The sequence below is a fragment of the Streptomyces sp. NPDC002055 genome (assembly GCF_040296705.1).
In the GTDB taxonomy this organism is placed as follows: Bacteria; Actinomycetota; Actinomycetes; order Streptomycetales; family Streptomycetaceae; genus Streptomyces.
Map to the genome: position 1 here is coordinate 1 of NZ_JBEOXS010000060.1, position 24,803 is coordinate 24,803.

23 protein-coding genes and 1 pseudogene are annotated in these 24,803 nt (G+C 73.9%); 6 read left to right on the top strand and 18 right to left on the bottom strand.

Annotated elements, in window-relative coordinates:
- Positions 1-44 precede the first annotated feature (44 nt).
- From hpnH to ABT112_RS28255, 15 genes are all read right to left on the bottom strand, one after another.
- Positions 45-1,067 carry an adenosyl-hopene transferase HpnH gene (hpnH, locus tag ABT112_RS28185; RefSeq protein WP_351514265.1) on the bottom strand — a complete coding sequence of 341 codons (1,023 nt, stop codon included), beginning with the start codon at positions 1,065-1,067 and terminating at the stop codon, positions 45-47.
- A 5-nt stretch (positions 1,068-1,072) separates the two neighbouring features.
- Entirely contained in the window at positions 1,073-1,753 is a 681-nt protein-coding gene (locus ABT112_RS28190) for a phosphorylase family protein (RefSeq protein ID WP_351514337.1), read from the bottom strand.
- Positions 1,750-3,882: a squalene--hopene cyclase gene (shc, locus tag ABT112_RS28195; protein WP_351514267.1), complete on the bottom strand. Its 2,133-nt coding sequence runs from the start codon at positions 3,880-3,882 to the stop codon at positions 1,750-1,752. The genes ABT112_RS28190 and shc overlap by 4 nt, the downstream gene beginning before the upstream one ends.
- Positions 3,883-4,040: 158 nt before the next feature.
- Positions 4,041-5,099: a polyprenyl synthetase family protein gene (locus ABT112_RS28200; protein WP_351514269.1), complete on the bottom strand. Its 1,059-nt coding sequence runs from the start codon at positions 5,097-5,099 to the stop codon at positions 4,041-4,043.
- 83 nt (positions 5,100-5,182) lie between these two features.
- Positions 5,183-6,661 carry a hydroxysqualene dehydroxylase HpnE gene (gene hpnE / locus ABT112_RS28205; protein WP_351514271.1) on the bottom strand — a complete coding sequence of 493 codons (1,479 nt, stop codon included), beginning with the start codon at positions 6,659-6,661 and terminating at the stop codon, positions 5,183-5,185.
- A 136-nt stretch (positions 6,662-6,797) separates the two neighbouring features.
- Entirely contained in the window at positions 6,798-7,739 is a 942-nt protein-coding gene (gene hpnD / locus ABT112_RS28210; protein WP_351514273.1) for a presqualene diphosphate synthase HpnD, read from the bottom strand.
- A gap of 9 nt (positions 7,740-7,748) precedes the next feature.
- On the bottom strand, positions 7,749-8,645 hold the full coding sequence (gene hpnC / locus ABT112_RS28215; protein WP_351514275.1) for a squalene synthase HpnC: 897 nt from the start codon (positions 8,643-8,645) through the stop codon (positions 7,749-7,751).
- Complete coding sequence (locus tag ABT112_RS28220; protein ID WP_351514277.1) at positions 8,642-8,896, bottom strand: hypothetical protein; 255 nt, start codon at positions 8,894-8,896, stop codon at positions 8,642-8,644. The genes hpnC and ABT112_RS28220 overlap by 4 nt, the downstream gene beginning before the upstream one ends.
- A 323-nt stretch (positions 8,897-9,219) precedes the next feature.
- Positions 9,220-10,002 carry an ABC transporter ATP-binding protein gene (locus ABT112_RS28225; RefSeq protein ID WP_351514278.1) on the bottom strand — a complete coding sequence of 261 codons (783 nt, stop codon included), beginning with the start codon at positions 10,000-10,002 and terminating at the stop codon, positions 9,220-9,222.
- Positions 9,995-10,924 (bottom strand): ABC transporter permease, encoded by a 930-nt coding sequence (locus ABT112_RS28230; protein WP_351514280.1) that lies wholly within the window; start codon positions 10,922-10,924, stop codon positions 9,995-9,997. Before ABT112_RS28230 ends, ABT112_RS28225 begins: the two co-directional genes overlap by 8 nt.
- 105 nt (positions 10,925-11,029) lie before the next feature.
- Positions 11,030-11,938 (bottom strand): glycosyltransferase family 2 protein, encoded by a 909-nt coding sequence (locus ABT112_RS28235; RefSeq protein WP_351514282.1) that lies wholly within the window; start codon positions 11,936-11,938, stop codon positions 11,030-11,032.
- A gap of 11 nt (positions 11,939-11,949) precedes the next feature.
- Entirely contained in the window at positions 11,950-12,735 is a 786-nt protein-coding gene (locus ABT112_RS28240; protein WP_351514284.1) for a CDP-alcohol phosphatidyltransferase family protein, read from the bottom strand.
- Positions 12,713-13,774 carry an iron-containing alcohol dehydrogenase family protein gene (locus tag ABT112_RS28245; RefSeq protein ID WP_351514286.1) on the bottom strand — a complete coding sequence of 354 codons (1,062 nt, stop codon included), beginning with the start codon at positions 13,772-13,774 and terminating at the stop codon, positions 12,713-12,715. The genes ABT112_RS28240 and ABT112_RS28245 overlap by 23 nt, the downstream gene beginning before the upstream one ends.
- Positions 13,762-14,499 carry a phosphocholine cytidylyltransferase family protein gene (locus ABT112_RS28250; protein ID WP_351514288.1) on the bottom strand — a complete coding sequence of 246 codons (738 nt, stop codon included), beginning with the start codon at positions 14,497-14,499 and terminating at the stop codon, positions 13,762-13,764. The genes ABT112_RS28245 and ABT112_RS28250 overlap by 13 nt, the downstream gene beginning before the upstream one ends.
- On the bottom strand, positions 14,496-16,337 hold the full coding sequence (locus ABT112_RS28255) for a DUF5941 domain-containing protein (RefSeq protein WP_351514339.1): 1,842 nt from the start codon (positions 16,335-16,337) through the stop codon (positions 14,496-14,498). Before ABT112_RS28255 ends, ABT112_RS28250 begins: the two co-directional genes overlap by 4 nt.
- Positions 16,338-16,601: 264 nt before the next feature.
- Here ABT112_RS28255 and galE point away from each other — a divergent pair, with 264 nt between their 5' ends.
- The 3 genes from galE (at position 16,602) to idi (ending at position 19,870) form a co-directional block, all read left to right on the top strand.
- A complete protein-coding gene (galE, locus tag ABT112_RS28260) occupies positions 16,602-17,588 on the top strand; it encodes a UDP-glucose 4-epimerase GalE (protein ID WP_351514289.1) in 987 nt (328 codons plus the stop codon).
- Between the two features lie 432 nt (positions 17,589-18,020).
- Entirely contained in the window at positions 18,021-18,965 is a 945-nt protein-coding gene (locus ABT112_RS28265; protein ID WP_351514291.1) for a cation diffusion facilitator family transporter, read from the top strand.
- A gap of 311 nt (positions 18,966-19,276) precedes the next feature.
- Positions 19,277-19,870, top strand: coding sequence for an isopentenyl-diphosphate Delta-isomerase (idi, locus tag ABT112_RS28270; protein ID WP_351514293.1), 594 nt, complete (start codon positions 19,277-19,279; stop codon positions 19,868-19,870).
- A gap of 107 nt (positions 19,871-19,977) precedes the next feature.
- Here idi and ABT112_RS28275 read toward each other — a convergent pair whose 3' ends face one another.
- The gene (locus tag ABT112_RS28275; RefSeq protein ID WP_351514295.1) at positions 19,978-20,490 is read right to left on the bottom strand and encodes an ATP-binding protein; all 513 of its coding nucleotides are present in this window, start codon (positions 20,488-20,490) and stop codon (positions 19,978-19,980) included.
- Positions 20,491-20,851: 361 nt separating this feature from the next.
- Here ABT112_RS28275 and ABT112_RS28280 point away from each other — a divergent pair, with 361 nt between their 5' ends.
- A complete protein-coding gene (locus ABT112_RS28280) occupies positions 20,852-21,601 on the top strand; it encodes an enoyl-CoA hydratase/isomerase family protein (RefSeq protein WP_351514297.1) in 750 nt (249 codons plus the stop codon).
- 140 nt (positions 21,602-21,741) lie between these two features.
- Here the strand turns inward: ABT112_RS28280 and ABT112_RS28285 are convergent, their stop codons facing one another.
- Positions 21,742-22,383, bottom strand: coding sequence for a DJ-1/PfpI family protein (locus ABT112_RS28285; RefSeq protein ID WP_351514299.1), 642 nt, complete (start codon positions 22,381-22,383; stop codon positions 21,742-21,744).
- Between the two features lie 140 nt (positions 22,384-22,523).
- Positions 22,524-23,474, bottom strand: a pseudogene (locus ABT112_RS28290) (GlxA family transcriptional regulator); the annotation flags it as partial.
- A 109-nt stretch (positions 23,475-23,583) separates the two neighbouring features.
- On the opposite strand from ABT112_RS28290, the gene ABT112_RS28295 reads away from it, so the two are divergent.
- Positions 23,584-24,450, top strand: a complete 867-nt coding sequence (locus ABT112_RS28295) for an SCO6745 family protein (protein WP_351514303.1) — start codon at positions 23,584-23,586, stop codon at positions 24,448-24,450.
- A gap of 156 nt (positions 24,451-24,606) precedes the next feature.
- On the top strand, positions 24,607-24,738 hold the full coding sequence (locus ABT112_RS28300) for an LPFR motif small protein (RefSeq protein WP_351514305.1): 132 nt from the start codon (positions 24,607-24,609) through the stop codon (positions 24,736-24,738).
- The last annotated feature ends 65 nt before the right edge of the window (positions 24,739-24,803 follow it).

The following is a 24,803-nucleotide window of genomic DNA, read 5'->3' on the forward strand; positions in this document are numbered from 1 at the left end:
GGTCCGGCCCCGTGGCCGGACCGGTCGCCCGCCGGGCACCCGGTTCACCCGTGGTTTCCGCCCACGGTGTCGCGCGCGGCGCGCAGCGACTCCTTGAGGGAGCCCATGGTGGCGAGCACGGCCGTGGGCTCGTAGCCGCAGTGCGCCATGCAGTTCGCGCAGCGCGGGTCCCGGCCCCGGCCGTAGGCCTCCCAGTCGGTGTCCTCGATCAGCTCCCGGTAGGTGGGCACATAGCCGTCGGCCATCAGGTAGCAGGGGCGCTGCCAGCCGAAGAGCGAGTAGTTGGGGATCGCCCACGCGGTGCAGGGGAAGTCGGCCTTGCCCTCGAGGAAGTCCAGGAAGAGCGGGCTGTGGTTGAGCCGCCAGCGGCGCCGGTTGCCGCCGGCGAAGGACTTCTTGAACAGCTCGCGGGTCTGTTCCACCCCGAGGAAGTGCTCCTGGTCGGGGGCCTTCTCGTAGGCGTAGGCGGGCGAGATCATCATCTGGTCGACGCGCAGGTCGTCATTGAGGTAGTTGAGCACCTCCACCACGGTCTGCGGGGTGTCGGTGTTGAAGAAGGTCGAGTTGGTGGTGACCCGGAAGCCGCGGCGCTTGGCCTCCTTGATCGCGGCCACCGCCTCGTCGAACACACCCTCCTTGGCCACGGACTCGTCGTGCCGCTCGCGCAGGCCGTCGATGTGCACGGCGAAGGCGAAGTAGGAGGAGGGGGTGAACTTGTCGATCTTCTTGCGGAGCAGCATCGCGTTGGTGCAGAGGAAGACGTACTTCCGCTTGACCACCAGCTGGTCGACGATCTCGTCGATCTGCGGGTGCATCAGCGGTTCGCCGCCCGCGATGGAGACCATCGGGGCGCCGGACTCCAGCACGGCGCCGACCGCCTGCGCGACCGGCATGCGCTGGCGCAGCACCCCGGCCGGGTGCTGGATCTTCCCGCAGCCCTCGCACTTGAGATTGCAGGCGTACAGCGGTTCGAGCTCGACGATCAGGGGGAACTTCGCCCGCCGCCGTAGCTTCTGTTCCAGCAGGTACGTCCCGACCCGGATGGACTGGCGGAGCGGCATGGCCATCTAGCTCACCTCCAGGGGAGCAGCAGAGATCGGTGCCATTCGAAGAAAGCCGGAAGGACAGCGCGCAGTACGCGGAAGGCTGATATTCCACCGCGGAGCGTCCCCACACGGACGAGCTCATGCTCTGGAGCGTCCACGACCACCCGGACGGCCGCAACCGGACGCGGCCCGGCCTGCCCGTCCGCGGCGTCGCGGGGCACCCGGGTGGCGCTGCGCAGGGTCGCGGCCGACTCCATGTCCACCGCGATGGCCCCGGTGGCGCGCAGCGTGGCCCGCTCGGCGCCGCGCACCACGTGGTCCGAGCCGGTCAGCGGGCCGCGGTGGAGGCCGACGCCGGGCCGGTCCCGGAGCAGCCGGGTGAGCGCCCCGGCCAGCACCTCCGTGCCGGAGCAGGGGATGCTCCCCTCGGCGTCCCGGGTCTCGTCGGCGAGGACCAGGTCCCCCGGGTGCATGCCGGGGGCGAGGCCGGCGCAGAAGCCGGTGGCGATGACCGCCGCGCCCCGGTGCGCCGGGTCGTCACGCAGCGTACGCAGCACGGTGCGCTCCGCCGCGGCCGGGCCCATCCCGGTGCGCAGGACGGTCAGTGGTCCCGCCGCGCCGCTGCGGTCGCCGCTGCGCAGGGCGAAGCGCTCGATGCCCAGCGCGCAGGCGATGACCAGCGGTCCGGTGGCGGGGGCGGCCATCAGGGGGCCCGGTGGAGGTCGGCGCGCCGCGGGCCACCGGGTTCCGGCCCCGTTCCGCGGACGTCGCCGGTGCCGTGCAGGTAGCGGCCGAGGGCGGTCAGCGGGAAGACCTGCCGGTAGAGGTGGTAGTTGATCGAGAAGTCCCCGGGGAAGCCGGTGCCGGTGAAGTACGGCTCGTCCCAGGTGCCGTCCTCGCGCTGGGTCCGGGCCAGCCACTCCACTCCGCGGGTGACGGCCGTGCCGTCGCGCTCCCCGGCGGCGAGCAGGGCGAGCAGGGCCCAGCCGGTCTGCGAGGCCGTGGAGGCGCCGCGGCCGGCCCACTCGGGGTCGGTGTAGGAGCGCTGGTCCTCGCCCCAGCCGCCGTCCTCGTTCTGGACGCGCTCCAGCCAGCCGACGGCGCGGCGGAGGGCGGGGTGCGAGGCGGGGACGCCGGCGGCGATCAGTGCCGGGACGACGGATCCGGTGCCGTAGACGTAGTTGGTGCCCCAGCGGCCGAACCAGGCGCCGCCGGCCTCCTGTTCGGCGAGCAGCCAGTGGACGCCGCGCCGGGTGCGGGGGTCGGCCGCCCGGCCCTCCCCCACCAGCATCTCCACCATGTGCGCGGTGACGTCGGCGGACGGCGGGTCGGTGACCTCGCCGAAGTCGCAGAACGGCAGCCGGCCGGGCAGGGAGCCGGTGTTGTCGGCGTCGAAGGCGGCCCACGCGCCGTTCCGGGACTGCATCCCGGCGCTCCAGCGCACCCCGCGCCGGACCGCGTCCTCGACCCGGGCCGGGTCGGGGTGCCGGACCCGGCGGAGCGCGAGGACGACCTCGGCGGTGTCGTCGATGTCCGGGTAGACGTCGTTGTGGAACTCGAACGCCCAGCCACCGGGCGGGAGTCCGGGCCGCCGCACGGCCCAGTCGCCGGGCCGGAGCACCTGTTCGGCGAGCATCCAGTCGGCGGCCTTCACCAGCGCCGGGTCGTCGGCGGGCACCCCGGCGTCGGCCAGCGCGATGACGGCGAGGCAGGTGTCCCAGACCGGGGACTGGCAGGCCTCGATCATGCGGCTGCCGTCCTCCCGCCACACGGCGAAGCGGTCCAGCGACTCCAGTCCCGCGCGCAGCACCGGGTGGTCCAGGTCGTAGCCGAGGAGGTGCAGGGCGATGACGGAGTAGACGGCGGGCGGCTGGATGCCGCCCCAGCAGCCGTCGTTCTCCTGGCGCTCGACGATCCACCGGGCGCAGCTGCCCAGGGCGGCCCGGCGGAGCGGGCGGACGGCGACCCTGCGGTAGGCGTGCAGGGCCCGGTCCAGCCCCTGGAAGAGGGCGTCCCAGCCGGTGGCGGGGGCCCGGCGGCCGGACGCGGCGGTGCCGGCCGGGGCGTGCAGCTCGTCCAGGGGGAACGGGGCGGGGCGCACCGGCCGCTTCGCGGAGACCACGGTGAGCGGCACGATGGTCTGCCGCGCCCAGCAGCCGAAGGCGTAGATGTTGAGCGGGAACCAGCGGGGCAGAGCGATGAGCTCGGGCGGCAGTTCGGGCAGGTCCTCCCAGCGCCACCAGCCGAAGAGGGCGAGCCAGATGCGGGTGAAGACGCGGGTGGCGGCGATGCCGCCGCGGTCGCGGACCCAGGCGGACGCCGCGGCCATGTGCGGGGCGTCGGGCGCATCGCCCGCGAGCCGCAGCGCCACATAGGCCTCGACGGTGGCGGAGAGTTCGCCGGGGCCGCCGTGGAAGGTGGGCCAGGGGCCGTCGGCGCGCTGCTCGGAGCGGATGAAGCGGGCGGCGGCCTCGGTGGTGCGCGCGTCCCGGATCCCCAGGAACTGCCGGAGCATCAGATCCTCAGCGTCCATGGTGACGTTGGTCTGGAGGTCGCCCTTCCACCAGCCCTGCGGGTCCTGCCGGCCGAGCAGGTCCCGTACGGCCCGGCCGGCGGCCCGCTCGGCCGCCTCCCGGACCGCGGGGGCCCCGGGAACGGCCGCCGGGGCGGGGCCGGCGGGCACCGGCGCGGCGGCGGGCGCGGGCGCGGCCCCGAGGGTCGGGGATGCGGGTGCGGGCGCGGCCCCGGGGGCCGGGGCGGCGGGTACGGGCGGCCGGGTGGCCGAGGGCGCGCCGGGCGGTACGGTCCCGCTGCCGCCGTCGGTCGTCGCAGTCATGGCTTCCCCTTCGTGCAGTGAGTCCGGTGGGTTCTCTGCTGTGCTGGGGCCTGCCGTCGGCCGGCGCCCCGGCCCGCCTGTGAACAGGGCGGGGGGGGGCCGCCGGCCGGCGACTGCGCGCTATATGTGGTTGTGGTGGATCTCCGTCGGGCGGCGGCTCATCGCTGCCGGACGACCACGAAGTCCGCGAGGGCCACGAGCTGCTCGCGGACCCGCGGGGGCATGTCCACGCCGTCGAGCGCCCCGACGGCGGTGGCGTGCTGGCGGCGGGCCTCCTGCGAGGTCCACTCCCGGCCGCCGGCCTCCTCGATGAGGGCGGCGCGGTTGGCGAACGCCTGCTCGTCGAAGTTGTCGAGGTCGGTGCTCTTGGCGTCGGCGGCGAGGAGCTCGGCGAGCCGGTCGGACGCGTGACCGCCGGCCGCGAGCGCCGCCACCACCGGCAGGGACTTCTTCCGCTGCCGCAGGTCGCTCCAGGTCTGCTTGCCGGTGGCCTCCGGGTCGCCCCAGATGCCGAGCAGGTCGTCGATGGCCTGGAAGGCGAGCCCGAGGTGGTAGCCGTAGGCCTCCAGCGAGTCGGCCATCCGGTCGTCCGCACCGCCGAGGACCGCGCCGATGGAGACCGCGCAGGCCAGCAGGGCGCCCGTCTTGTTGCCCTCCATCTCCAGGCACTCCTCGACGGTGACCCGTTCGCGGTGCTCGTAGGAGATGTCCTGGGCCTGGCCGTCGATCAGCTTGCGGGTGGCGGTGGTGAGCCGCCGGGTGGCCCGCCCCGCGTCGACCGTGCCGAGCTCCAGCAGGATCTCGTTGGCCAGCGCGAACAGCGCGTCACCGACCAGGATCGCCTGGGCGGGTCCGTGGACCTTCCAGACGGTGTCCCGGTGCCGGCGCTGCTCGTCGCCGTCCATCAGGTCGTCGTGCAGCAGCGAGAAGTTGTGCACCAGTTCCACGGCGACGGCGCCGGGGATGCCCGTCTCGGGCGGGGCGCCGGCCGCCTCGGCGGACAGCAGGGCGAGGGCGGGGCGTACGGCCTTGCCGCCGTCCCCCGCCGCGGCCTGGCCCGCGGCGTCGATCCAGCCGAAGTGATAGGCGGCGACCGTGTCCATGGGCGGCGCCAGCCGGTCCACGGCGGCACGCAGCACCGGGGTGGCGAGCGTCCGTCCGCGCTCCAGCAGCGCGGTGACGCCCGCGGTGTCGATCGCCGGGTTGTCCGAAGACACGGTCTCTCCTCTGTGTCCTGTGGTCCCGGGGGTGTGTCCCGTGGTCCCGGGGGTTCGGGGCTCCGCCCCCGTTACGAACGCGGTCATGCCGCCTCCTGCTGCGGGTTCCCCCGCCGGAAGGCGGGGGGAGGGTCGAGATGCGGGCGGCCCTGTTCGGAGAGTGCTGCCCGCGCCGCGGTGATCCCGCTGCGGACGGCGCCCTCCATGGTCGCGGGCCAGCCTGTGTCGGTCCACGCACCGGCCAGGTAGAGGCCGGGTGCCCGGGTCCGGGCCGCGGGGCGGAGCCGTCCGACGCCCGGAGCGGGGGCGAACGTCGCTGTTCGCTCCCGGGTCACGAAGAAGTCTCTCACCTGCGCACTCCGGGCCGCGGGCAGGAGCCGCGCCAGCTCCGGCAGATAGCGCTCGCGCAAGGTCCCGGCCGGGGTGTCGATCTCGTCGTGCGCCGCGGACTGGGACAGCGCCAGGTACTGGCCGCCGCCGGTGAGCCCGGAGGCGTCCGTCCGGTCGAAGACCCACTGGACCGGGGTGCCGAGCGCGGCGAAGAACGGACGGCGCAGCACCGGACGGTCGTAGACGACATGCACGTTGAGGATCGGCGAGGTGCCGATCGCGCGGAGCCGGCCGGGGTCGTCGAGGGCGCCCTCGGGGAGCAGCGCGGCGGTCTCGTCCTGCGGGACGGCGAGCACCACCGCGTCGGCGCCCAGCCGCCGCTCCGGTTCGCCGCCGCGGCGCAGACCGAGCTGCCAGCCGCCGTCCGGGGCCGGGGTGACGGACCGGACGCGGCCCTGCAGCACGGTCCGCACGCCGGCCGCGTCGAGCGCGGCGCGGGCGAGGGTGTCGTGCAGCGTGCCGAGCGGCACCCGGGCCCAGCCGATGTCCGCGGCGCCCGGCCGGGAGAGCAGCCCGGTCCGGAAGACCATGGCGGCGAGCCCGAGGGAGACGTCCGCGGCGCGGGCGTTGAGCGTGGCGACCCCGACGAGGTCCCAGAGCGCCTCGACGGCGCGCTCCGACTGGCCGTGGCGGCGCAGCCAGCTCGCGAAGTCGGTGCCGTCCAGGGCCGGATCGGCCGGATCGAGCCCCTTGAGGGCGAGCGCGGCCCGGGCCACGCCGACCCGCTCGGCCGGCGAGAGGTGCGGGTAGCGGGCGAGGCCGCCGGCCAGGTGCAGCGGGACCGGCAGCGCGGTGCGGCGCAGCCGTCCCAGCCGGGGGGCGCCCCCGGTCCCGGCGTCCAGGACGGGCACGTCGAGGCGGTCCTGGAGCGGCGCGAGCCGGCTGCCCTCGACGCGGTCGAGGAACCAGCGGTAGGCGGCGCAGCAGCGCAGGTAGACGTGCTGGCCGTTGTCGACGGTGAGCTCCCCGGCCGCGCCCTCGCGGCGGAAGGAGAAGGCGAGTCCGCCGAGCCGCGGCCGGCCCTCGACCAGGGTCACCCGCAGGCCGGCGTCGGCGAGCCGGAGCGCCGCGGTGATGCCGGCGAGTCCGCCCCCGACGACGACGGCGGTGCGCGCGGCGGCGTCCGGCGTGCCCTGGCGGGGCAGCCCGGACGGCGTGCTGTCCGGTGTCATCTGCCCTCCTGTGCCGGTGCGGTGCCGTGGTGGTTTTCGGCCACCGCCCTCCACGACGCAGTACGCGGCCCGAGGGTTGCCCGGGGACGGAGGACGGCTGTCCGGGGTGCCGTCGGCGGGGTGCGGTCCGGAGCCATCAGGCGCGCCCCCGGACCGACTGCCGGGTGATGTGCCGCGCGTCCAGACCGGACAGGCCGCGGACCGCGACGTACGCCTTCTCGCGCCCCGGCAGCGACACCCGGCCGCGCAGCACGGCCTGCGGGTCGCGGGCGATGCGGTCCAGCAGCCGCCGGTAGATGCCCGCCATCGCCGCGACGCAGGCCCCGCTGCGCCGGTCGAGCAGCGGCAGCAGCCGGAACCCCTCGGCGAAGAGGGCGCGGGCCCGCTGCACCTCGAACTCGACGAGGCCGGTGAAGTCGGCGCCGGCCGGGGGCCGCTCCTGGTGGAACCCCGCGGAGCAGCCGAACTTGGCGAGGTCCTCGGCCGGGAGGTACGTCCGGCCGTTCCCGGCGTCCTCCCGGACGTCCCGCAGGATGTTGGTGAGCTGCAGGGCGAGGCCGAGCGTGTCCGCGTACTCGGCGGCGCGGTCCGCCTCGGGCGCGCCGCGGCCCGCCGTGCCGAACACCCCCAGGGACAGCCGGCCGATCGCCCCGGCCACGCACCGGCAGTAGACCCGCAGCTCCTCCCAGGTCTCGTACCGCTCGCCGCGCACGTCCATCAGGACGCCGTCGATGAGTTCGTCGAGCCCGCCGAGGGGGATGGGGAAGCGGGCGGCGGCATCGGCGAGGGCCACGGCGACGGGGTCGGTGTCGTCGGGCTCGATCCGGCCGTCCCGGACGCGGCCGAGCAGCGCGCGGGTGTCCTCCAGCCGCGCCTGCTTGACCTCGGGGGCCAGGCTGCCGTCGCCGATGTCGTCGACCCGGCGGGAGAAGGCGTAGAGCGCCGACATGGCCTGCCGCTTGTCGGCCGGCAGCAGCCTGATGCCGTAGGCGAAGTTACGGGCCTGCTGTCCGGTGACGGTCTCGCAGTAGCTGTACGCGGCGAGCACCGGGGCGGACGCGGGTACGGATCCGTTCACGGTTCCGGCTCACCCCTCTCTTCGCAGTGTCGCCCCCAGCTCGCGCACGAGGTCGAGCTTGGTGGGCCTGGGCGGGCCGGGGAGAACGTCGTACCGGGCCGCGGCAAGGGCCCGCAGCGCGGCGCGGCCACCGGCCAGGAATCCGGCGAGCAGCAGCCTGAGCCGGCCGCGGACGCTGCCGACGAGCGCGGTGCCCTCGTCCAGCAGCTCCCGGGCGCGCGCCGCCTCGAAGGCGATCAGTTCGCGCACCGCGGTGCTCGCGTGGGCGGCGCCGAGGTCGGCCTCGGTGACGCCGAAGCGCTTCATGGCGTCGGCGGGCAGGTAGATACGGTCGCGGCCGAGGTCCTCGGCGACGTCCTGGAGGTGTTCGACGATCTGCAGTCCGGTGCAGACGGCGTCCGAGCGGCGCACCCGCTCGGGGGTGGTGGAGCCGGTGACGGCGAGGACGAGCCGGCCGACGGGGTTCGCGGACAGCTCGCAGTAGCGGAGGAGGTCGTCGTGGGTGGCGTAGCGGCGGACCCGCTGGTCCTGCCGGTTCGCCTCCAGGAGGCCGCGGAACGGGTCGGGGGTGAGGCCGCAGCGGTCCACGGCCGGCCGGAGCGCGGCCAGCAGCGGGTGGCGCGGTGCGCCGCCGGGGGCGAAGACGCGGTTCAGGTCGGCTTCGAGGGCGTCGAGCAGGGCGATCCGGTCGTCGGCGCGGGCGCGGTCGAGGCCGAGCAGGACCGCGTCGGTGCCGCCGGGGGCGAGGTCGCCGTCGCCGATGTCGTCGACGAGCCGGGCGTAGCCGTAGACGGCCATCAGGTCGCTGCGCCAGGCGCGGGGCAGGAACCGGGGCGCCACGGGGAAGTTCTCCCGGCGCGCCTTGTCGAGGACCGCGCGGGTGTGCTCGGCCGTGCCCGCCGTCATCGCCGCCCGCCGGGCGCCGTGCCGTCGGGGAAGGAGGTGCCGTCGGGGAAGGACATGCCGTCGGTGAAGGACGTGCCGTCGGGCGAGGCCGAGCCGTCCGGGTGGGACGCCGGGAAACGGTGTGTGCCGGAGACCGGGGCGGTGGTGCCGCCCGTGCCGGCGGCGGTGGTGCCGCCGGTGCCGGATGCCAGGGGTGAACCCGGGCGGGGGACGGCGCACGTACCCCGGAGCCGGAGAGTACCCGTAGCCATAGCCGTCACATCTCCCGTTCTACACTGCTGACCCAGAACATCCTATTTCGGACACGCCGCCCGCTCGCCTGCGGCGATGCGCACCGCTCGACGACGACACCCCGGGCATTACGCCCGACTTGCCGCAATTGCGCACCGGCACAGCTTACGCCGTACAGCAGTCCGTCGAACGGAGGGGGTCACTCCGGTGCCGCCGCCGGACCGGTCCCGGCGGCGCGGGGCACGGTCCCGGACGGGGGCGGCCGGCCCCCGGACACGCGAAGGCCCCCACCGGTCGGTGCGCTCCGGCGGGGGCCTTCACCACGGGCAGAGCGTCGGACGGGCTACTTCCCCGTCTCCTTCTCGTAGGCCTTGATGACCTCGTCGGTCGGGCCGTCCATGACCAGCTCGCCCTTCTCCAGCCACAGGACGCGGTCGCAGGTGTCCCGGATCGACTTGTTGTTGTGGCTGACCAGGAAGACCGTGCCGGCCTCCTTGCGGAGCTCCCGGATGCGGGCCTCGGAGCGCTTCTGGAACTTCCGGTCGCCGGTGGCCAGCGCCTCGTCGATCATCAGCACGTCGTGGTCCTTGGCCGCGGCGATCGAGAACCGCAGCCGGGCCGCCATGCCGGAGGAGTACGTGCGCATCGGCAGGGTGATGAAGTCGCCCTTCTCGTTGATCCCGGAGAAGTCGACGATGCCCTGGTAGCGCTCGCGGATCTGTTCCCGGGTCATGCCCATGGCCAGGCCGCCGAGGATGACGTTCCGCTCACCGGTCAGGTCGTTCATCAGCGCCGCGTTCACGCCCAGCAGCGACGGCTGGCCGTCGGTGTAGACCTTGCCGCTCTCCGGCGGCAGCAGGCCCGCGACGGCCCGCAGCAGGGTCGACTTCCCGGAGCCGTTCGACCCGATCAGCCCGATCGCCTCACCCCGGTACGCGGTGAACGTCACCCCGCGCACCGCGTGCACCTTGCGGACACCCGGCGACTCGCCGCCCCGCTTCACGATGCGGCTCAGGGCAGCGGTGGCGCTGCCCTTGCCCGTCCGGGCGCCGTTGACGCGGTAGACGATGTGCAGCTCGTCCGCGATGACGGTGGGGATCCGTGCCCCCGTGTCCTGCTCAGCCACGGCCGTACCGCTCCTCCGCCTTCCAGAAGTACACAAAGCCGCCGACGGCGACGAGCACGGCCCAGCCGAGCGCGAGCGCCCAGACGTGCGGCGGCAGGTTCTCCCTGCCGTATCCGTCGATCATCGCGAAGCGGATGAGGTCCATGTAGACGGCCGCCGGGTTCCACTGCAGGACGTCGGCGATCCACGCCGGCTTGCCCTCCAGCACCAGCGGGATCGAGAACATGACGCCCGACGCGTACATCCAGGTCCGCATGACGAACGGCATCAGCTGGGCCAGGTCGGGGGTCTTGGCCCCCATCCGGGCCATGATCAGCGCGAGCCCCATGTTGAAGAGGAACTGCAGCGCCAGGGCCGGGACGATCAGCAGCCACGACAGGGCGGGGTAGCTGCCGAAGGAGACCGCCACGATGACGAGGACGATCATCGAGAACAGCAGCTGCTGGAGCTGCTGCAGGGCGAACGAGATCGGCAGCGAGGCGCGCGGGAAGTGCAGCGCGCGGACCAGTCCGAGGTTGCCCGAGATCGCGCGGACACCCGCCATCACGGAGCTCTGGGTGAAGGTGAAGACGAAGACACCGGTGACCAGGAACGGGATGTAGACCTTGATCTCCATGCCCCGGCCGGCCTCGAGGATCAGCCCGAAGATCAGGAAGTAGACGAGGGCGTTCAGCAGCGGGGTCGCCACCTGCCACAGCTGGCCGAGCTTCGCCTGGCTGTACTGAGCCGTGAGCTTCGCCTGCGAGAAGGCCAGGATGAAGTGCCGGCGCCCCCAGAGCTGGCCCACGTAGGCGCCGAGGCCCGGACGGGCACCGCTGACGGACAGCCCGTACTTGTCCGCCAGCTCCGCCGGGGACAGTCCCTCGTCAGGTGATGGCGGGGCGCTCACCGCGACCGCACCGTCATGCGTTGTCTCACTCACTAATGGAAACTTTCGTCTTCGAGATGCGCAGCCGGATCGGGCGTGGCACCGACGCCGGCGGCTGCCGGTCCCGGGGCACGCCCGATGCTCTCAGACCCGAGCTTGTCAGATCACGGGAGGTCGGCCCAGTCGGGTCAGACGCCACACCGTACGCCACCCCATGGGGCGGCGAGGTCCGCACGGAGTGGTCCAGCCCTCCTTGAAGCCGCCGAACCAGGCCCGCAGCGCGGGGCGGGAGGGCCGTCGCGCCAGGGTGAGCAGCAGCCAGACCCCGAGGTAGACGGGGACGAGCGGCGCGGGGAGGTTCCGGCGGGCCAGCCAGACCCGGTTGCGGGCGACCATCCGGTGGTAGACCGCGTGCCGGCTGGGGGCGGTGGTCGGGTGGAACAGCACCAGGTCGGAGCGGTAGTCGATCATCCAGCCCGCGTCGAGCGCCCGCCAGGCGAGGTCGGTCTCCTCATGGGCGTAGAAGAACTCGTCCGGCAGGCCGCCGACCTGCTGGAAGACGGTGGTGCGCACGGCGTTCGCGCCGCCCAGGAAGGTGGTGACCCGGGAGGAGCGCATCGGGTCCGAGGCGCGCAGCCGCGGGACGTGCCGGCGCTGGGTCTCGCCGGTGTCCGGGTCCGCGATCCGGAAGCTGATGATGCCCAGCTCCGGGTCGGCGGCGAACGCCTCGCGGCAGAGCTGAGCGGTGTCCACGCCCGGCAGCAGACCGTCGTCGTCCAGGAACAGCAGGATGTCGACGTCGCCGCCGCCGGGCCCGAACGCCTCGATGCCGACATTCCGGCCGGCCGGGATGCCCACGTTCTCCGGCAGCTCCACCGTCCGGACGCCGTCGGGGAGTTCGGGCAGCGGGGAGCCGTTGCCGACGACGACCACCTCGACCCGGTCGCCGTTCTGCTTGGCGACCGAGTCGAGCAGGGCGCGCAGCTCCTCGGGGCGGTTGCCCATGGTGAGGACGACCGCTCCGACCTTCGCGGTCTGCGGGGAGCTCTCCCCCGGGTTCCGGTGCATCGGGGCCGCCTTCACTTGAGCCTGCTCGAGGCCAGGATCGACACGAGGTGCAGCACGGTCTGCAGCACCGCGATCGCGGCGAGCAGCACCACGGCGATCCGGGTGTACAGCAGGTCGCCGTGGACGAAGTCCGCGATCCCCGCGACCAGGATCACCAGCGACGCCTCGACGCCGCCGACGAGCCGGTGGAACTTCAGCGCGGCCGCGGCCTTGCGGGCCAGGGCCAGGCCGGAGGAGCGCGGCACCGACGCCTCGTCCTTGACGGCCGGGAGGCCGCTGCGCGAACGGGCGACGTCGACCAGGTCCGTCTCCGCCTTGATCAGGATGGCGCCGAGCGCGGCGAGCGTGCCGAGGAACGCCCACAGCCACTCGGTGGACGAGCCGTCCCGGTGGAACAGGTCCGCGGCGCGCAGGCCGAAGCCGACCAGCAGCGCGGCCTCGCTCAGGTAGTGGCCCACCCGGTCGAGGTAGACCCCGGTGATCGAGGTCTGCTTGCGCCAGCGGGCCAGCTCTCCGTCCACGCAGTCGAGGAGCAGGTACACCTGGATCAGCAGTGCGCCGAGCACCGCCCCGGCCAGGCCGGGCACCAGCAGTGCCGCGCCCGCGGCCACACCGGCGACGATCATGAGGCCGGTGTACTGGTTGGGCGTGATCCGGGAGTTCACCAGGTGCCGGGTGCACCGCAGCGAGATCTCCCGCATGTAGATGCGCCCGGCCCAGTGCTCCCCGCTGCGCCGGTCCTTCAGCCCACCGGGGTGAACGACCGGACGGAGTTCAGCTAGTGACGGTTTTGGCATAGTCGGCGTATGCGTCCCTGATCTGGTCGGTGGACAGGTCCAGGTGCTCGAGGATCGTGTAGCGCCCGGGCCGGGTCTGCGGTGCGTACTCCACCACCTGGACGAACTCGTCCACGCTGAAGCCGATCTCCTCCGGCAGGACGGGCAGCCCGTGCCGGCGCAGGGCCTGCGCCATCAGACCGGACTCGTCCTGGGCACCCCGCAGGTGCATGGCGAACGCTGCGGCGAGGCCGCACTGCTCGCCGTGGCTGGCGGCGCGCTTGGGGAAGAGCAGGTCGAAGCCGTGGTTGATCTCGTGGCAGGCACCCGACGCCGGGCGGCTGTCGCCCGCCACGGACATCGAGATGCCGGTGAGCACCAGACCCTCGGCCAGCACCTGGAGGAAGCCGTCGTCGCCGACGCCGCCCGGGTGCCGGAGCACGGCCTCGCCCGCCTGGCGCGCCATGGCGGCGGCCAGCCCGTCGATCTGCTCGCCGGTCTCCCGGTGGGCGAGCTCCCAGTCCGCCACGGCGGAGATGTTCGAGAGCGCGTCACCGATGCCGGAGCGCACGAAGCGGACCGGGGCCTCGCGGATCACATCGAGGTCGATGACGACCGCGATCGGGTTGGGCACGCCGTACGAGCCGCGGCCCGCGTCGTTGTCCAGCGTCGCGACGGGCGAGCACAGGCCGTCGTGCGACAGGTTCGTCGCCACGGCGACCAGCGGCAGGCCGATGCGCGCGGCGGCGAACTTCGCACAGTCGATGATCTTGCCGCCGCCCAGGCCCACGACCGCGTCGTAGTGCCCGGACTTCATCTCATCGGCGAGCTTGATCGCGTCGTCGAGGGTGCCGCCGCCGACCTCGTACCAGGTCGCGCCGGGCAGCGCCGGGGTGAGCCGCTCGCGCAGCACCGCCCCGGAGCCGCCGCTGATGGCGATGGCCAGCTTCCCCGAGGAGGAGATGCGCTGGTCGGCGAGGACGCCCGCCAGATCGTCCAGTGCCCCGGCCCGAATGTCGACGACGAGCGGCGACGGGATGAGTCGGGTCAGTACTGGCACGCGATCTCACGGCCCTTCGCCAGGTCGTCATGGTTGTCGATCTCGACCCACTTGAGGTCGCCGATCGGCGCGATGTCGATCTTGAAGCCGCGGTTGACGAGCTCCTGGTAGCCGTCCTCGTAGTAGAGGTCGGGGTCCCGCTCGAAGGTGGTCTTCAGGGCGTCGCCGAGCTCCTCGGCGGCCTCGCCCTCGATGAGGGTGACACCGATGTACTCGCCGGTGGCCTCGGCGGGGTCCATCAGCTTGGTGATGCGCTGGACGCCCTTCTCCGGGTCCACGATGACCTTCATCTCCTCGTCGGCGAGCTGCTTCACCGTGTCGAGGGCGAGGATGATCTTCTGGCCCTTGCCGCGCTCGGCGAGCAGGGTCTTCTCGACGGAGACCGGGTGCACGGTGTCGCCGTTGGCGAGGATCACGCTGTGCTTGATCGCGTCACGGGCGCACCACAGGGAGTAGGCGTTGTTCCACTCCTCGGCCTTGTCGTTGTCGATCAGCGTGAGCTTGAGGCCGTACTTCTGCTCCAGGGCCTCCTTGCGCTCGTACACGGCCTCCTTGCGGTAGCCGACGACGATGGCGACCTCGGTCAGGCCCACCTCGGCGAAGTTGCCGAGAGTGAGGTCGAGGACGGTGGTGTCGCCGTCGACCGGCACCAGTGCCTTGGGCAGGGTGTCGGTGTAGGGGCGCAGACGCCGTCCGGCGCCGGCTGCCAGCACGAGGCCGATCATGCGGGTTCTCCTGATTCGTCGTGTACAGCGGGTGCCCCGGAGGACACCCAGAAACGGATGCTCTCGATGAGCACCGCCAGCGCCAGGGCCACAGCGAGGGCCGTCAGCGCGATGGTGAAACCTGAGTGGTGCAGCAGGACGGCGGCGATCGTAACCACCAGGACCCGCCCCTCGTGCCCGCCGATCGCCCGCACCAGCCAGTGCGGGGGCGCGCCGGTGCCGCCGCGGATGCGGTACACCGTGTCGTAGTGATGGTAGGCGACGGCGGCCACCAGCCCGAAAGCCGCAGGCAAGGCGCCCTGCTCCTCCGAACGGGCGGCAAGCAACAGAATGGCGGTGTATTCGGCGACCCGGAAGAGGGGCGGCACCAGCCAGTCGAGGGCGCCCTTGAGCGGCCGGGCCACGGCCCGGCCCGCGCAGAGCGCGTAGACCAGCGCGGCGAGCACGGTCGTCCAGTCGCCGAAGGGGCGGAAGGCCAGCGTGGCCAGCAGGGCGGCCGTACCGGCCGCGGCCCAGACGGGCGCGGCGAACGAACCCACGCGTGCCGCGCCGCCCCGCTTTCCGGCGACCGCCTCCGCGATCGGACCGGAGTCGGCGAGTTCGGCCAGTGCCTGCGCGGCGCGGTCGGTCCGCTCGGCCCGGCGGGTCAGGGAGCGCAGCACCCGGCCCGCGGTGGTGTAGCAGGCGGCTATCGAGCAGCCGATGAGCAGCGCGAGGAAGACGATGCGCGGGGTGGTCAGCGCGGTGAGGACGGCGATCATCGCCCAGCGCTCGCCGATCGGGAGGACGATCATCCGGCGGAGCCAGACCGTCCAGCCAACGCTGTCGAGCCGGCTGGAGAGGGCGGCGGTGGGGCTGGTGTTCGCGGAGGCGTCGTGGTTCGCCTCGTTGAAGGAGAAGTCCACGATGTGCCGGCAGGACTGGAGCACCATCGCGCCGAGCGCGAGTGCCCAGACGTCGTCGCCGCCGCGGGCCGCGCCGAGGGCCAGCCCGGCGTAGTACGCGTACTCCTTGGCGCGGTCGAACGTGGCGTCCAGCCAGGCGCCCATCGTGGAGTACTGCAGCGAGTAGCGGGCGAGCTGCCCGTCGGCGCAGTCGAGCACGAAGGAGGCGATGAGCAGCACACCCGCGGCGATGTAGCCGGGGCGGGTGCCGGTCGCCGCGCAGCCGGCCGCGATCAGCGCGGTGAGCAGCGAGGCGGTGGTGACCTGGTTGGGGGTGAGGCCGCGCCGGGCGCACCAGCGGGCCACGTACCGCGAGTACGGGCTGATGCAGTAGGTGGTGAAGAAGCCGTCGCGGGCCTTCACGGCGGTGCGCAGCCGCACCTGCTCGTCGTCGACCGCGTCCAGGGCGGCGCGGGTCTCGGCCAGCTCGGCGTCGTCGGCGGGCACCCGGGCGACGAGGACGCCCAGCTCGGGGCGGTGCACGGCGACGCCCGCGGCGTCCAGGGCGGCGGCGGTGCGCTCGGGCACGGCGCCGGGTCCCGGTCCGGCGGCCGGCTCCGCGGCGCCGGCGGTGTCCGGGCCCACGGTCGCGGGGGCGGCGGCCTCGGCGAGCGCGCGCAGCAGGGCCGCGCGGTCCTCCGGCTGCACGGTGACCGCGCCGGTCACCGCGGCGGCCGGGAAGCGGGGGTCGGTCAGCGCCATCCGCAGGGCGTGCCGGTGGGCGATCAGCCGGGAGTCCACCACGGCGACGCGCTCGGTGGCGGGCAGTGCGGCGGCCAGTGCCGCCAGGTCGTCACCGGCCGGGGCCGCGACCACGTCGAAGCCCAGCGATCGCAGATCGCCCTCGAGCTGCGACCCGGCGACCGGCGGACCGGTGAGGATGGCGGTCGACAGACGAATTCACTCCTTGACTGCTGGCGTGGCCGCCGCGGAGCACCGGGGTGTCCGGACAGGCGGGTCGTGACACGCCCCGGCTCCGGTACGGGCGGGCGGCACGTCGGCAGAGGCTATCGGATCCTCGGAAGCGATCGTTCATCGCCCATTTGCGCCCGGACAAGGTCACAGAAGGGTTGGCGACGACCGATGAAGATCCGTTCGGAGCATCATGGTCGATCACCGCGCCCCACGACAAACGGCACCGGCGTTACGCTGCCGCGCATGACATGGCTGATCACCGGTGGAGCCGGTTACATCGGAGCACACGTGGCGCGCGCCATGACGGAGGCCGGTGAGAACGTCGTCGTCCTGGACGATCTCTCCTCGGGTCTCCCTGAGCGCCTGCCGGAGAGCGTCCCCCTGGTCCGCGGCAGCGTGCTGGACCGCGCGCTGCTGGACCGGACCCTCGCCGGGCACCACGTCACCGGGGTGGTGCATCTCGCAGCCCGGAAGCAGGTCGGCGAGTCCGTCGAGCAGCCGCTGCGCTACTCCACGGAGAACGTGCACGGGCTGACGGTGCTGCTGGAGGCCGTGGTGGCGGCCGGGGTGAAGCGGTTCGCCTTCTCCTCCTCGGCCGCGGTCTACGGGATGCCGGATGTGGACCTCGTCACGGAGGACACCCCGTGCCTGCCGATCAATCCGTACGGCGAGACCAAGCTCACGGGTGAGTGGCTCGTCCGGGCCACCGGCCGGGCCCACGGCCTGGCCACCGTGTGTCTGCGCTACTTCAACGTGGCGGGCACGGCCCGTCCGGAGCTGTCGGACCTCGGCGTGTCCAACGTCATCCCGATGTTCTTCGACGCGCTGACCCGCGGCGATGCCCCGCTGATCTTCGGCGGCGACTACCCGACCCCCGACGGCACCTGCATCCGCGACTACATCCACGTCGCCGACCTCGCCGACGCCCATCTGGTGGCCGCCCGCCGGCTGGCCGCGCAGGAGGGGCCGGGCGATCTGACGGTCAACATCGGCACCGGCCACGGGGTGTCCGTCCGCGAGCTGGCCGACCTGGTGGCGGAGGTCACCGGCCGTACGGAACCGGCCCCGCGGGTGGTGGAGCGCCGCGCGGGCGACCCGGCCCAGGTGGTCGCCGCCGCCGACCTGATCGCCAAGGAGCTCGGCTGGAGCGCCCGGCACGACGTGCGGGACATGGTCGAGTCGGCCTGGGAGGGCTGGTGCCTGCGGCACCCGGAGGTCCGCACGCGCTGACGGTGCCGCGGGGCCGCTGGTGGCGGGGCGGGGGCGCCTGGCTGCTGCTGACGGGGGCGGGCCGCGCCCCACGCGCCGACGGGAGGCGCCCGGGACCCCGGCTGCCCGAGCCGCTCGCGACGGCCGGTGGTCCCGTCCGGCCGCTCCCGTCCACCGTCAGCCGCGCACTCGCTCCCGTCGGCCGGCTTCCCGCGCCGGCGGCGGCACCCCGCTTCCGGACCCCGGCAGAGGGTCCCGGACAGCCCCCGGAAGGACGTTCCCGCAGGTCCTGCGCCGATGACATAACAGCAGGTCAGAGGCAATGACAACGGTGTTCAGTGCCGTGTTGCCGGGCACGGTGCACCAGTAGTTCACTGTGATCACGGCGGGCATACGACCGGGCCACGCCGGCACCGCACACCACAGCGTCAGCGACCCTTGGAGGCAGCGGGTATGGGGGCAGGGCACGATCACGGACACACCCACGGGCCGCCGCCCGGCGCCACCGGCACCGCGGCCGCGGCATACCGCGGGCGGCTGCGCATCGCGCTGGGCCTGACCCTGACCGTGCTCCTGGCGGAGATCGCCGGCGCGGTCGTCACCGGCTCCCTGGCCCTGCTGGCCGACGCCGGGCACATGGCCACGGACGCCGTCGGGATCTCGATGGCGCTGCTCGCCATCCACTTCGCCAACCGCCCGCCGAGCGAACGCCGCACCTTCGGCTACGCCCGTGCCGAGGTGCTGGCGGCGGTGGCCAACTGCCTGCTGCTGTTCGGCGTGGGCGGCTACATCCTGTACGAGGCGGTCCGCCGGCTGATCACGCCCACCGAGGTCGAGGGCGGGCTGACCGTCGTCTTCGGTGTGGTGGGTCTGGTCGCGAACCTCATCTCGATGGCCGTCCTGCTGCACGGCCAGCGGGAGAGCCTCAACGTCCGGGGGGCGTTCCTGGAGGTGGTGGCGGACGCCCTGGGGTCGTTCGCGGTCATCGTCTCGGCGGCGGTCGTCGTGGCGACCGGCTGGCGCCAGGCCGACCCCATCGCCTCGCTGCTCATCGGCCTGATGATCGTCCCCCGCGCCTGGAAGCTGCTCCGCGAGGCGCTGGACGTGCTGCTGGAGGCGGCCCCGAAGGACGTGGACATGGCGGCGGTCCGGCGGCACATCCTGGACCTTCCCGGGGTGGAGGGGCTGCACGACCTGCACGCCTGGACGATCACCTCCGGCCTGCCGGTGCTCTCCGCGCATGTCGTGGTCAGCCAGGAGGCGCTCGACGCCGTCGGCCACGAGAAGCTGCTGCACGATCTCCGGAACTGCCTGGGGGAGCACTTCGACGTGGAGCACTGCACCTTCCAGCTGGAGCCCTCGGGGCACGCCGTGCACGAGGCCCGGCTCTGCCACTGAGCGGGGCCGCACCACTGAGCCGGGCCGCACACCGCTGCCCCGGGGCGCGCCAGTGAGCCGGGCGCGCCCCTGGGCCGACCGCGCCCTTGAGGCCGCCGCTGAGGCCGCCGCTGAGGCCGCCGCTGAGGCCGCCGCTGAGGCCGCCGCTGAGGCCGCCGCTGAGGCCGCCGCGCGCGACGCCCCGGCGGGGCGCGCGGCGGACTCCGGGCGACCGATCGCGCCGCGGATCGGGGAAACGCGAGGGCGGCGCTGGAGCCTTTCCCGGCCGGTGCGGCAGACTTGGAGGTTCGCAGCCCAACCGAAGGATGGCCATGCCGACCACACCAGCCTCCGCGGCCGACGTCTCGCCGAACGGCGCCGCAGAACCGATCATGCTCGAACTGGTCGACGAGAGCGGCACGACGATCGGCACAGCGGAGAAGCTCTCCGCCCATCTGCCGCCCGGCCGGCTGCACCGGGCCTTCTCGGTCTTCCTCTTCGACTCCTCCGGCCGGCTGCTGCTCCAGCAGCGGGCCGAGGGGAAGTACCACTCGCCCGGTGTCTGGTCCAACACCTGCTGCGGCCACCCGTACCCCGGGGAAGCGCCGTTCGCCGCCGCCGCCCGTCGCACAGCGGAGGAGCTGGGCGTCTCCCCGTCGCTGCTGTGCGAGGCCGGCACCGTCCGCTACAACCACCCGGACCCGGCGTCGGGGCTGGTGGAGCAGGAGTTCAACCACCTCTTCGTGGGGCTGGTCCAGGCGCCGCCGCAGCCGGACCCCGACGAGGTCGGCGGAACGGCCTTCGTGAGCGCGGAGGAGCTCGCGCGGCTGCACGCGGAGCGGCCGTTCTCCGCCTGGTTCATGACCGTGCTCGACGCCGCCCGTCCGGCGATCAGGGAGCTGACGGGGGCATCGGCCGGCTGGTGACGTCGTCAGGCCGGGGCGGCTCGTGAGGTCGTAAGGCGGGCGGCGCTGGTGAGGCCGTGAGGCCGGGGCGGCTGGTGAGGTGGGAAGGCGGCCGGTGAGCCCGTCGGTCACGACAGCGCGGGGCCCGGGCCCGCCAGCGGCAGCGCGGCCCACACCACCTTGCCGCCGCCCGCCGTGCGCTCCGCGTCGCAGACGCCGCCCGCCTCCGCGGTGATCACCTGGACGAGCAGCAGCCCCCGGCCGCCCGTTCCGCCCTGGTCGGCGTGGAGGGCCTTGGGGCGGTAGGGGTGGTTGTCCTCCACCGCCACCCGCACCCAGCCGGCGCCGACCGCGACCTCCACACCCACCTCCGGGGAGAGCAGCGCGGCGTGCCGGACGGAGTTGGTGACCAGCTCGGAGACGATCAGCAGCAGGCCCTCGACGATGTCGTCCAGGGCCGGAACGCGCTGGTCGTGCAGCAGATCGCGGACGGCGTGCCGGGCCTGCGGCACCGAGGAGTCCAGGGCGGGAACGGTGAAGCGCCAGATCCCCTCGTAGGGCGGCCGGCTCGGCGGGCCGTCCGTCACGGGGATCGCGGTGGGCTGTCCCGGGTCGTGCGGAACGCTCCCGCGGAACTCCATGTCCGGCACCCACTCTCGACCCAGGCGACGATTCCGCAGCTCCGCCCACCGCTCCGGCGGGACCGGCCCGCCGGGACAGCGGCCGGTTCCGCCTCACGGGTCAAGTGTTGGTAATCCCTTGGTCCGTACCGAAGTGCTGACAGGAAGTCGGCGGGTATCGACGGATATTGCGAGGCTGTGCGTGACGTTGCCGGATCACTGACTGTTCCTGCCCGTCCGCTTCCGTTCCGTCGCCCCTCCGGAATTCCGCTCGTCGGCCGACGGGCGCGACGAGGGGCCGGGCGGAAGCCGCGCCACCGGGCGCGACGGCGTACACCGGCGCCTGATCATCCGCTGAAACGGTCCGGATAGCATCCGGCGCATGGAGCCCGGACTGCAGCTGGACGTCGCCGACGGTGTCGCGACTCTCGTCATAGACCACCCCGCCAAGCGGAACGCCATGACCACGGCCATGTGGCAGGAGCTGCCCCGGCTGCTGGCGCGGCTCGCGGACGACGGGGACGTCCGCGCCCTGGTGCTGACCGGCGCCGGGGAGACCTTCTGCGCGGGCGCGGACATCGGCTCGCTGCGGCAGTCGGCGGGCGAGTCCCAGGGCCTCGCGGTGGCGGCCGAGGAGGCGCTCGCCGCCTTTCCCAAGCCGACCCTGGCGGCGATCCGGGGCTACTGCGTGGGCGGCGGCTGCCAGCTCGCCGCCGCCTGCGATCTGCGGTTCGCGGCCGAGGGCTCGTCCTTCGGCGTCACCCCGGCCAAGCTCGGCATCGTCTACCCGGCCTCCGCCACGCGCCGGCTGACCGCCCTGGTCGGCCCCGCCACCGCCAAGTACCTGCTGTTCTCGGCGGAGTTGATCGACGGCGAGCGGGCGCTGCGGACCGGGCTGGTGGACGAACTGCTGCCGGCGGACGCCCTGGACCGGCGGGTCGCGGAGTTCACCGCGGTCCTCACCTCCCGGTCGCTGCTGACCCAGGCCGCGGCGAAGGAGTTCGCGAACGGGCCCGCGGACGCCGGGCGGGTGGCCCACTGGGCGGAGCAGGCGCGCGGCAGCGGCGACGCCGCGGAGGGCGTCGCCGCCTTCCTGGAACGGCGTGCACCGCACTTCACCTGGGCGGGCTGAGGGCGGTCGGGCGGACCGCGGGCGGCAGGCCGGGCCGGGGCTCATCCGCCCGGGCCCGGGCCGGTCGAACCCCGCCGGGCCCAGGCGTACCCGCACGGCCCCCGGCCGCCGCAGCAGGCCCCTGCGTCGGCTCCCCGCGGTCACTCCCCCTGGAGAACGAAGCGGCTGCGGGCGCGCAGGGCCTCGACGACCTCCGGCGGCGCGGTGTCCGGCGAGCCGGCGGCGTAGGGCGGCTGCGGGTCGTACTCGTGCCCCAGCTGGATCGCCTGGGCCACCGTGTCCCCGGCGATCCGTCCGGCCAGCGCCAGCGCCATGTCGATCCCGGCGGAGACGCCCGCCGCGGTGGCGTACTTGCCGTCGAAGACGTACCGCTCCCGCACCGGTTCGGCGCCCAGCGCGGGCAGTTGGTCCAGCGCGAGCCAGTGCGAGGTGGCGCGGCGGCCGGTGAGCAGGCCCGCGGCGGCCAGGATCAGCGAGCCGGTGCACACCGATGCCGTCCAGGTGCTGCCCCGGTCCGCCGACCGCAGCCAGTCGTGCACCGGCCCGTCCTCCATCTGCGCGGTCTGCCCCGGGCCGCCCGGCACCACGATGACGTCCGGCGCGGGCAACTCGCCCAGCAGGGCGTCGGCGACGAGACCGAGGCTGCCCGATTCGTTGCGTACGGGCCCGGTGCGCTCGCCGACGAAGACGGGTTCGGCGCCGGGGAGGCGGCTCAGCACCTCGTACGGGCCGACGGCGTCGAGTGCGGTGAGCCGGTCGAAGAGCAGGATGGCGATCTGCATGGTCACTGTCCCTGTTCGGTAGGGGAATTGGGGCCGGTAGGGGCCCTGGAGCCGGCCGGAGGCTTGGGGCCGGTAGCGGTCTTGGGCCCGGTAGGGGGCTTGAGGCCGGCGACAGGAGTCCCGGGGCCGGCCGGGTTCATCGGCCGGAAGCGGCGCCGGTATTCGGCCGGTGCGGTGCCGAGGGTGCGGACGAAGGCGCGGCGCATCGCCTCCGGGGTGCCGTAGCCGCAGGCGCGGGAGATCCCTTCGATGCCGTCCACCGAGTCCTCCAGCAGCCGCCGGGCGGTCTCCAGCCGCACCCGGTCCACGTACCGGCCGGGCGTGCAGCCGACTTCGGCCTGGAAGGCGCGGGCGAAGTGCCGGGGCGAGAGCCCGGCCCGCTCCGCCAGCCGCTCCACGGACAGGTCGGCGCCCGGGTTCTCGGCGATCCACTGCTGGACGTCCCGGAGGGGGCGGCGCGAGGCGGTCTGAGCGGCGAGCTGGCTGCTGAACTGGCTCTGGTTGCCGGGGCGGCGCAGGAAGACCACCAGGTGGCGGGCGACGGTCAGCGCCGCGTCGCGCCCCAGGTCCTCCTCGACGAGGGCCAGCGCGAGGTCGATGCCCGAGGTGACGCCCGCCGAGGTGGCCACGTGGCCGTCGCGGACGTAGATCGGCTCCGGCTCGACGTCCACCGCGGGGAAGCGCCCGGCCAGTTGGTCGCACATCGTCCAGTGCGTCGTGGCGCGGTGCCCGTCCAGCAGGCCGGCCTCGGCGAGCAGAAAGGCGCCGGTGCAGACGGAGACCACCCGGCGGGCGTGCGGCGCCGTCCGCCGCAGCCAGGCGATGAGCCCGGGGCCGGGGCTGCGGGTGCCGTCTCCGCCGGGCACCACCAGGGTGTGCGGCGCCGCGGCCCCGGTGAGCGCGGTGTCCGGGGTGATCAGCAGGCCGCTGGAGGTCCGGACCGGGGCGCCGTCGAGGGAGGCGGTGCTCACCCGGTAGAAGTCCGGGTTCCGGGCGGCCTTCGAGGCGCCGGTGAACACCTCCAGCGGGCCCGTGACGTCGAGACTCTGCACGCCTTCGAAGAGAACGAGGAGCACGGTGTGGGGTGCCATGACTCCATCCTGCGACCGCCCGCGGGCGTCGGCAACGACGAATTTCCCACCTTTCCTGCCATGGGAACCGCCTCTTCCGGCGCCGGCTACCTGTGGGTAGCGTGCGGGCATGACGACGACTCTGCCCCCGCGCGCCGGCCGCCACTGTCACAACGCCCTCAACCCGCTGCACTCGGCCGTCTACTTCTCCCCCGAGCACAAGGGGGAGATGGCCGCCATCGGGCTGGACGACCCATCGGCCGTCTATTTCGCGTCCCGCGCCGCGGCGCTGGGGCCGGTGGGCGCGTCCGTGGTGACCGCGACCTTCTACAACTTCCGGCACGAGACCGTCGCCCGCCACCTGCCGCAGGTGTGGGAGACCGCCTCCCCGGAGCAGGTCCTCGCGGCCCGGCTGCGCGCCGTCGACACGATGCTGCGCCGGCTGCTGGGCGAGGACACCATCGCCTCGCCCGAGATGGCGGAGGCCGCGGAGCTGGCGCTGCGCGCCACCGAGGGCTGTGTCCGTCCCGCCCGGCCGCTCTACGCGGCCCACGCCGACCTGCCCGTGCCCGAGGAGCCGCACCTGGCGCTCTGGCACGCGGCCACCCTGCTGCGCGAGCACCGCGGCGACGGGCATGTGGCGCTGCTGGCGGCGGCCGGGCTGGACGCGCTGGAGGCGATCGTCAGCCACGCCGCGAGCGGCCACAGCATGTCGCCCTCCTGGCTGCTGCTCACCCGCGGCTGGTCGAAGGAGGACTGGACCGCCGCCGAGGAGCGGCTGCGGACGCGCGGACTGCTCGACGCCCAGGGCGGGTTGACCGAGACGGGCACCGGACTGCGCAAGCAACTGGAACGGGACACCGACCGGCTGGACCTGGCCCCGTACGAGCACCTCGGCGCGGCCGGCGTCGCCCGGCTCACCGAACTCGCGGGCGGCCTGACCACCGCCGCGCTCGCCGCAGGCGCCTTCCCGAAGGACCTCTTCGGCGAGGGCTGACCGGCCGCGGGGCGCGCCGGGGCCGCGGGGAACCGGAAGCGGAACCGGAAGCGAACCGGAAGCGGAACCGGAAGGGTGGCGGATGTTTGCGGGCGCCGTGCAGGGCAACGCGCCGGAGTAGGACACCGACCGTGACGATCCTTTCTGGAGGACCCCGTGTTCCGTGCCATCGCAGATGTACTCCGCGCCATCGGCAGCACCCTCGCCGCCGTGGTGACCCTGCCCTTCCGCGCCGTCGCCCGGCTCTTCGGCGGAGTGTCCGACTCCGCCCGGTCCCGCCGCGTCTGACGGGAGACTCCGCCGGCCGACGGAATGCAGGCCGGCAGAGAGGGCCGGCGCCGTCCGGCCGGAAC

Coding starts and splice junctions, on each gene's coding strand:
- hpnH (WP_351514265.1), bottom strand. CDS start 1,067: ATGGCCATGCCGCTCCGCCAGTCCATCCGGGTCGGGACGTACCTGCTG.
- shc (WP_351514267.1), bottom strand. CDS start 3,882: ATGACTGCGACGACCGACGGCGGCAGCGGGACCGTACCGCCCGGCGCG.
- hpnE (WP_351514271.1), bottom strand. CDS start 6,661: ATGACACCGGACAGCACGCCGTCCGGGCTGCCCCGCCAGGGCACGCCG.
- hpnC (WP_351514275.1), bottom strand. CDS start 8,645: ATGACGGCGGGCACGGCCGAGCACACCCGCGCGGTCCTCGACAAGGCG.
- ABT112_RS28220 (WP_351514277.1), bottom strand. CDS start 8,896: ATGGCTACGGGTACTCTCCGGCTCCGGGGTACGTGCGCCGTCCCCCGC.
- ABT112_RS28235 (WP_351514282.1), bottom strand. CDS start 11,938: ATGCACCGGAACCCGGGGGAGAGCTCCCCGCAGACCGCGAAGGTCGGA.
- ABT112_RS28240 (WP_351514284.1), bottom strand. CDS start 12,735: ATGCCAAAACCGTCACTAGCTGAACTCCGTCCGGTCGTTCACCCCGGT.
- ABT112_RS28250 (WP_351514288.1), bottom strand. CDS start 14,499: ATGATCGGCCTCGTGCTGGCAGCCGGCGCCGGACGGCGTCTGCGCCCC.
- galE (WP_351514289.1), top strand. CDS start 16,602: ATGACATGGCTGATCACCGGTGGAGCCGGTTACATCGGAGCACACGTG.
- ABT112_RS28265 (WP_351514291.1), top strand. CDS start 18,021: ATGGGGGCAGGGCACGATCACGGACACACCCACGGGCCGCCGCCCGGC.
- idi (WP_351514293.1), top strand. CDS start 19,277: ATGCCGACCACACCAGCCTCCGCGGCCGACGTCTCGCCGAACGGCGCC.
- ABT112_RS28275 (WP_351514295.1), bottom strand. CDS start 20,490: ATGGAGTTCCGCGGGAGCGTTCCGCACGACCCGGGACAGCCCACCGCG.
- ABT112_RS28280 (WP_351514297.1), top strand. CDS start 20,852: ATGGAGCCCGGACTGCAGCTGGACGTCGCCGACGGTGTCGCGACTCTC.
- ABT112_RS28285 (WP_351514299.1), bottom strand. CDS start 22,383: ATGCAGATCGCCATCCTGCTCTTCGACCGGCTCACCGCACTCGACGCC.
- ABT112_RS28295 (WP_351514303.1), top strand. CDS start 23,584: ATGACGACGACTCTGCCCCCGCGCGCCGGCCGCCACTGTCACAACGCC.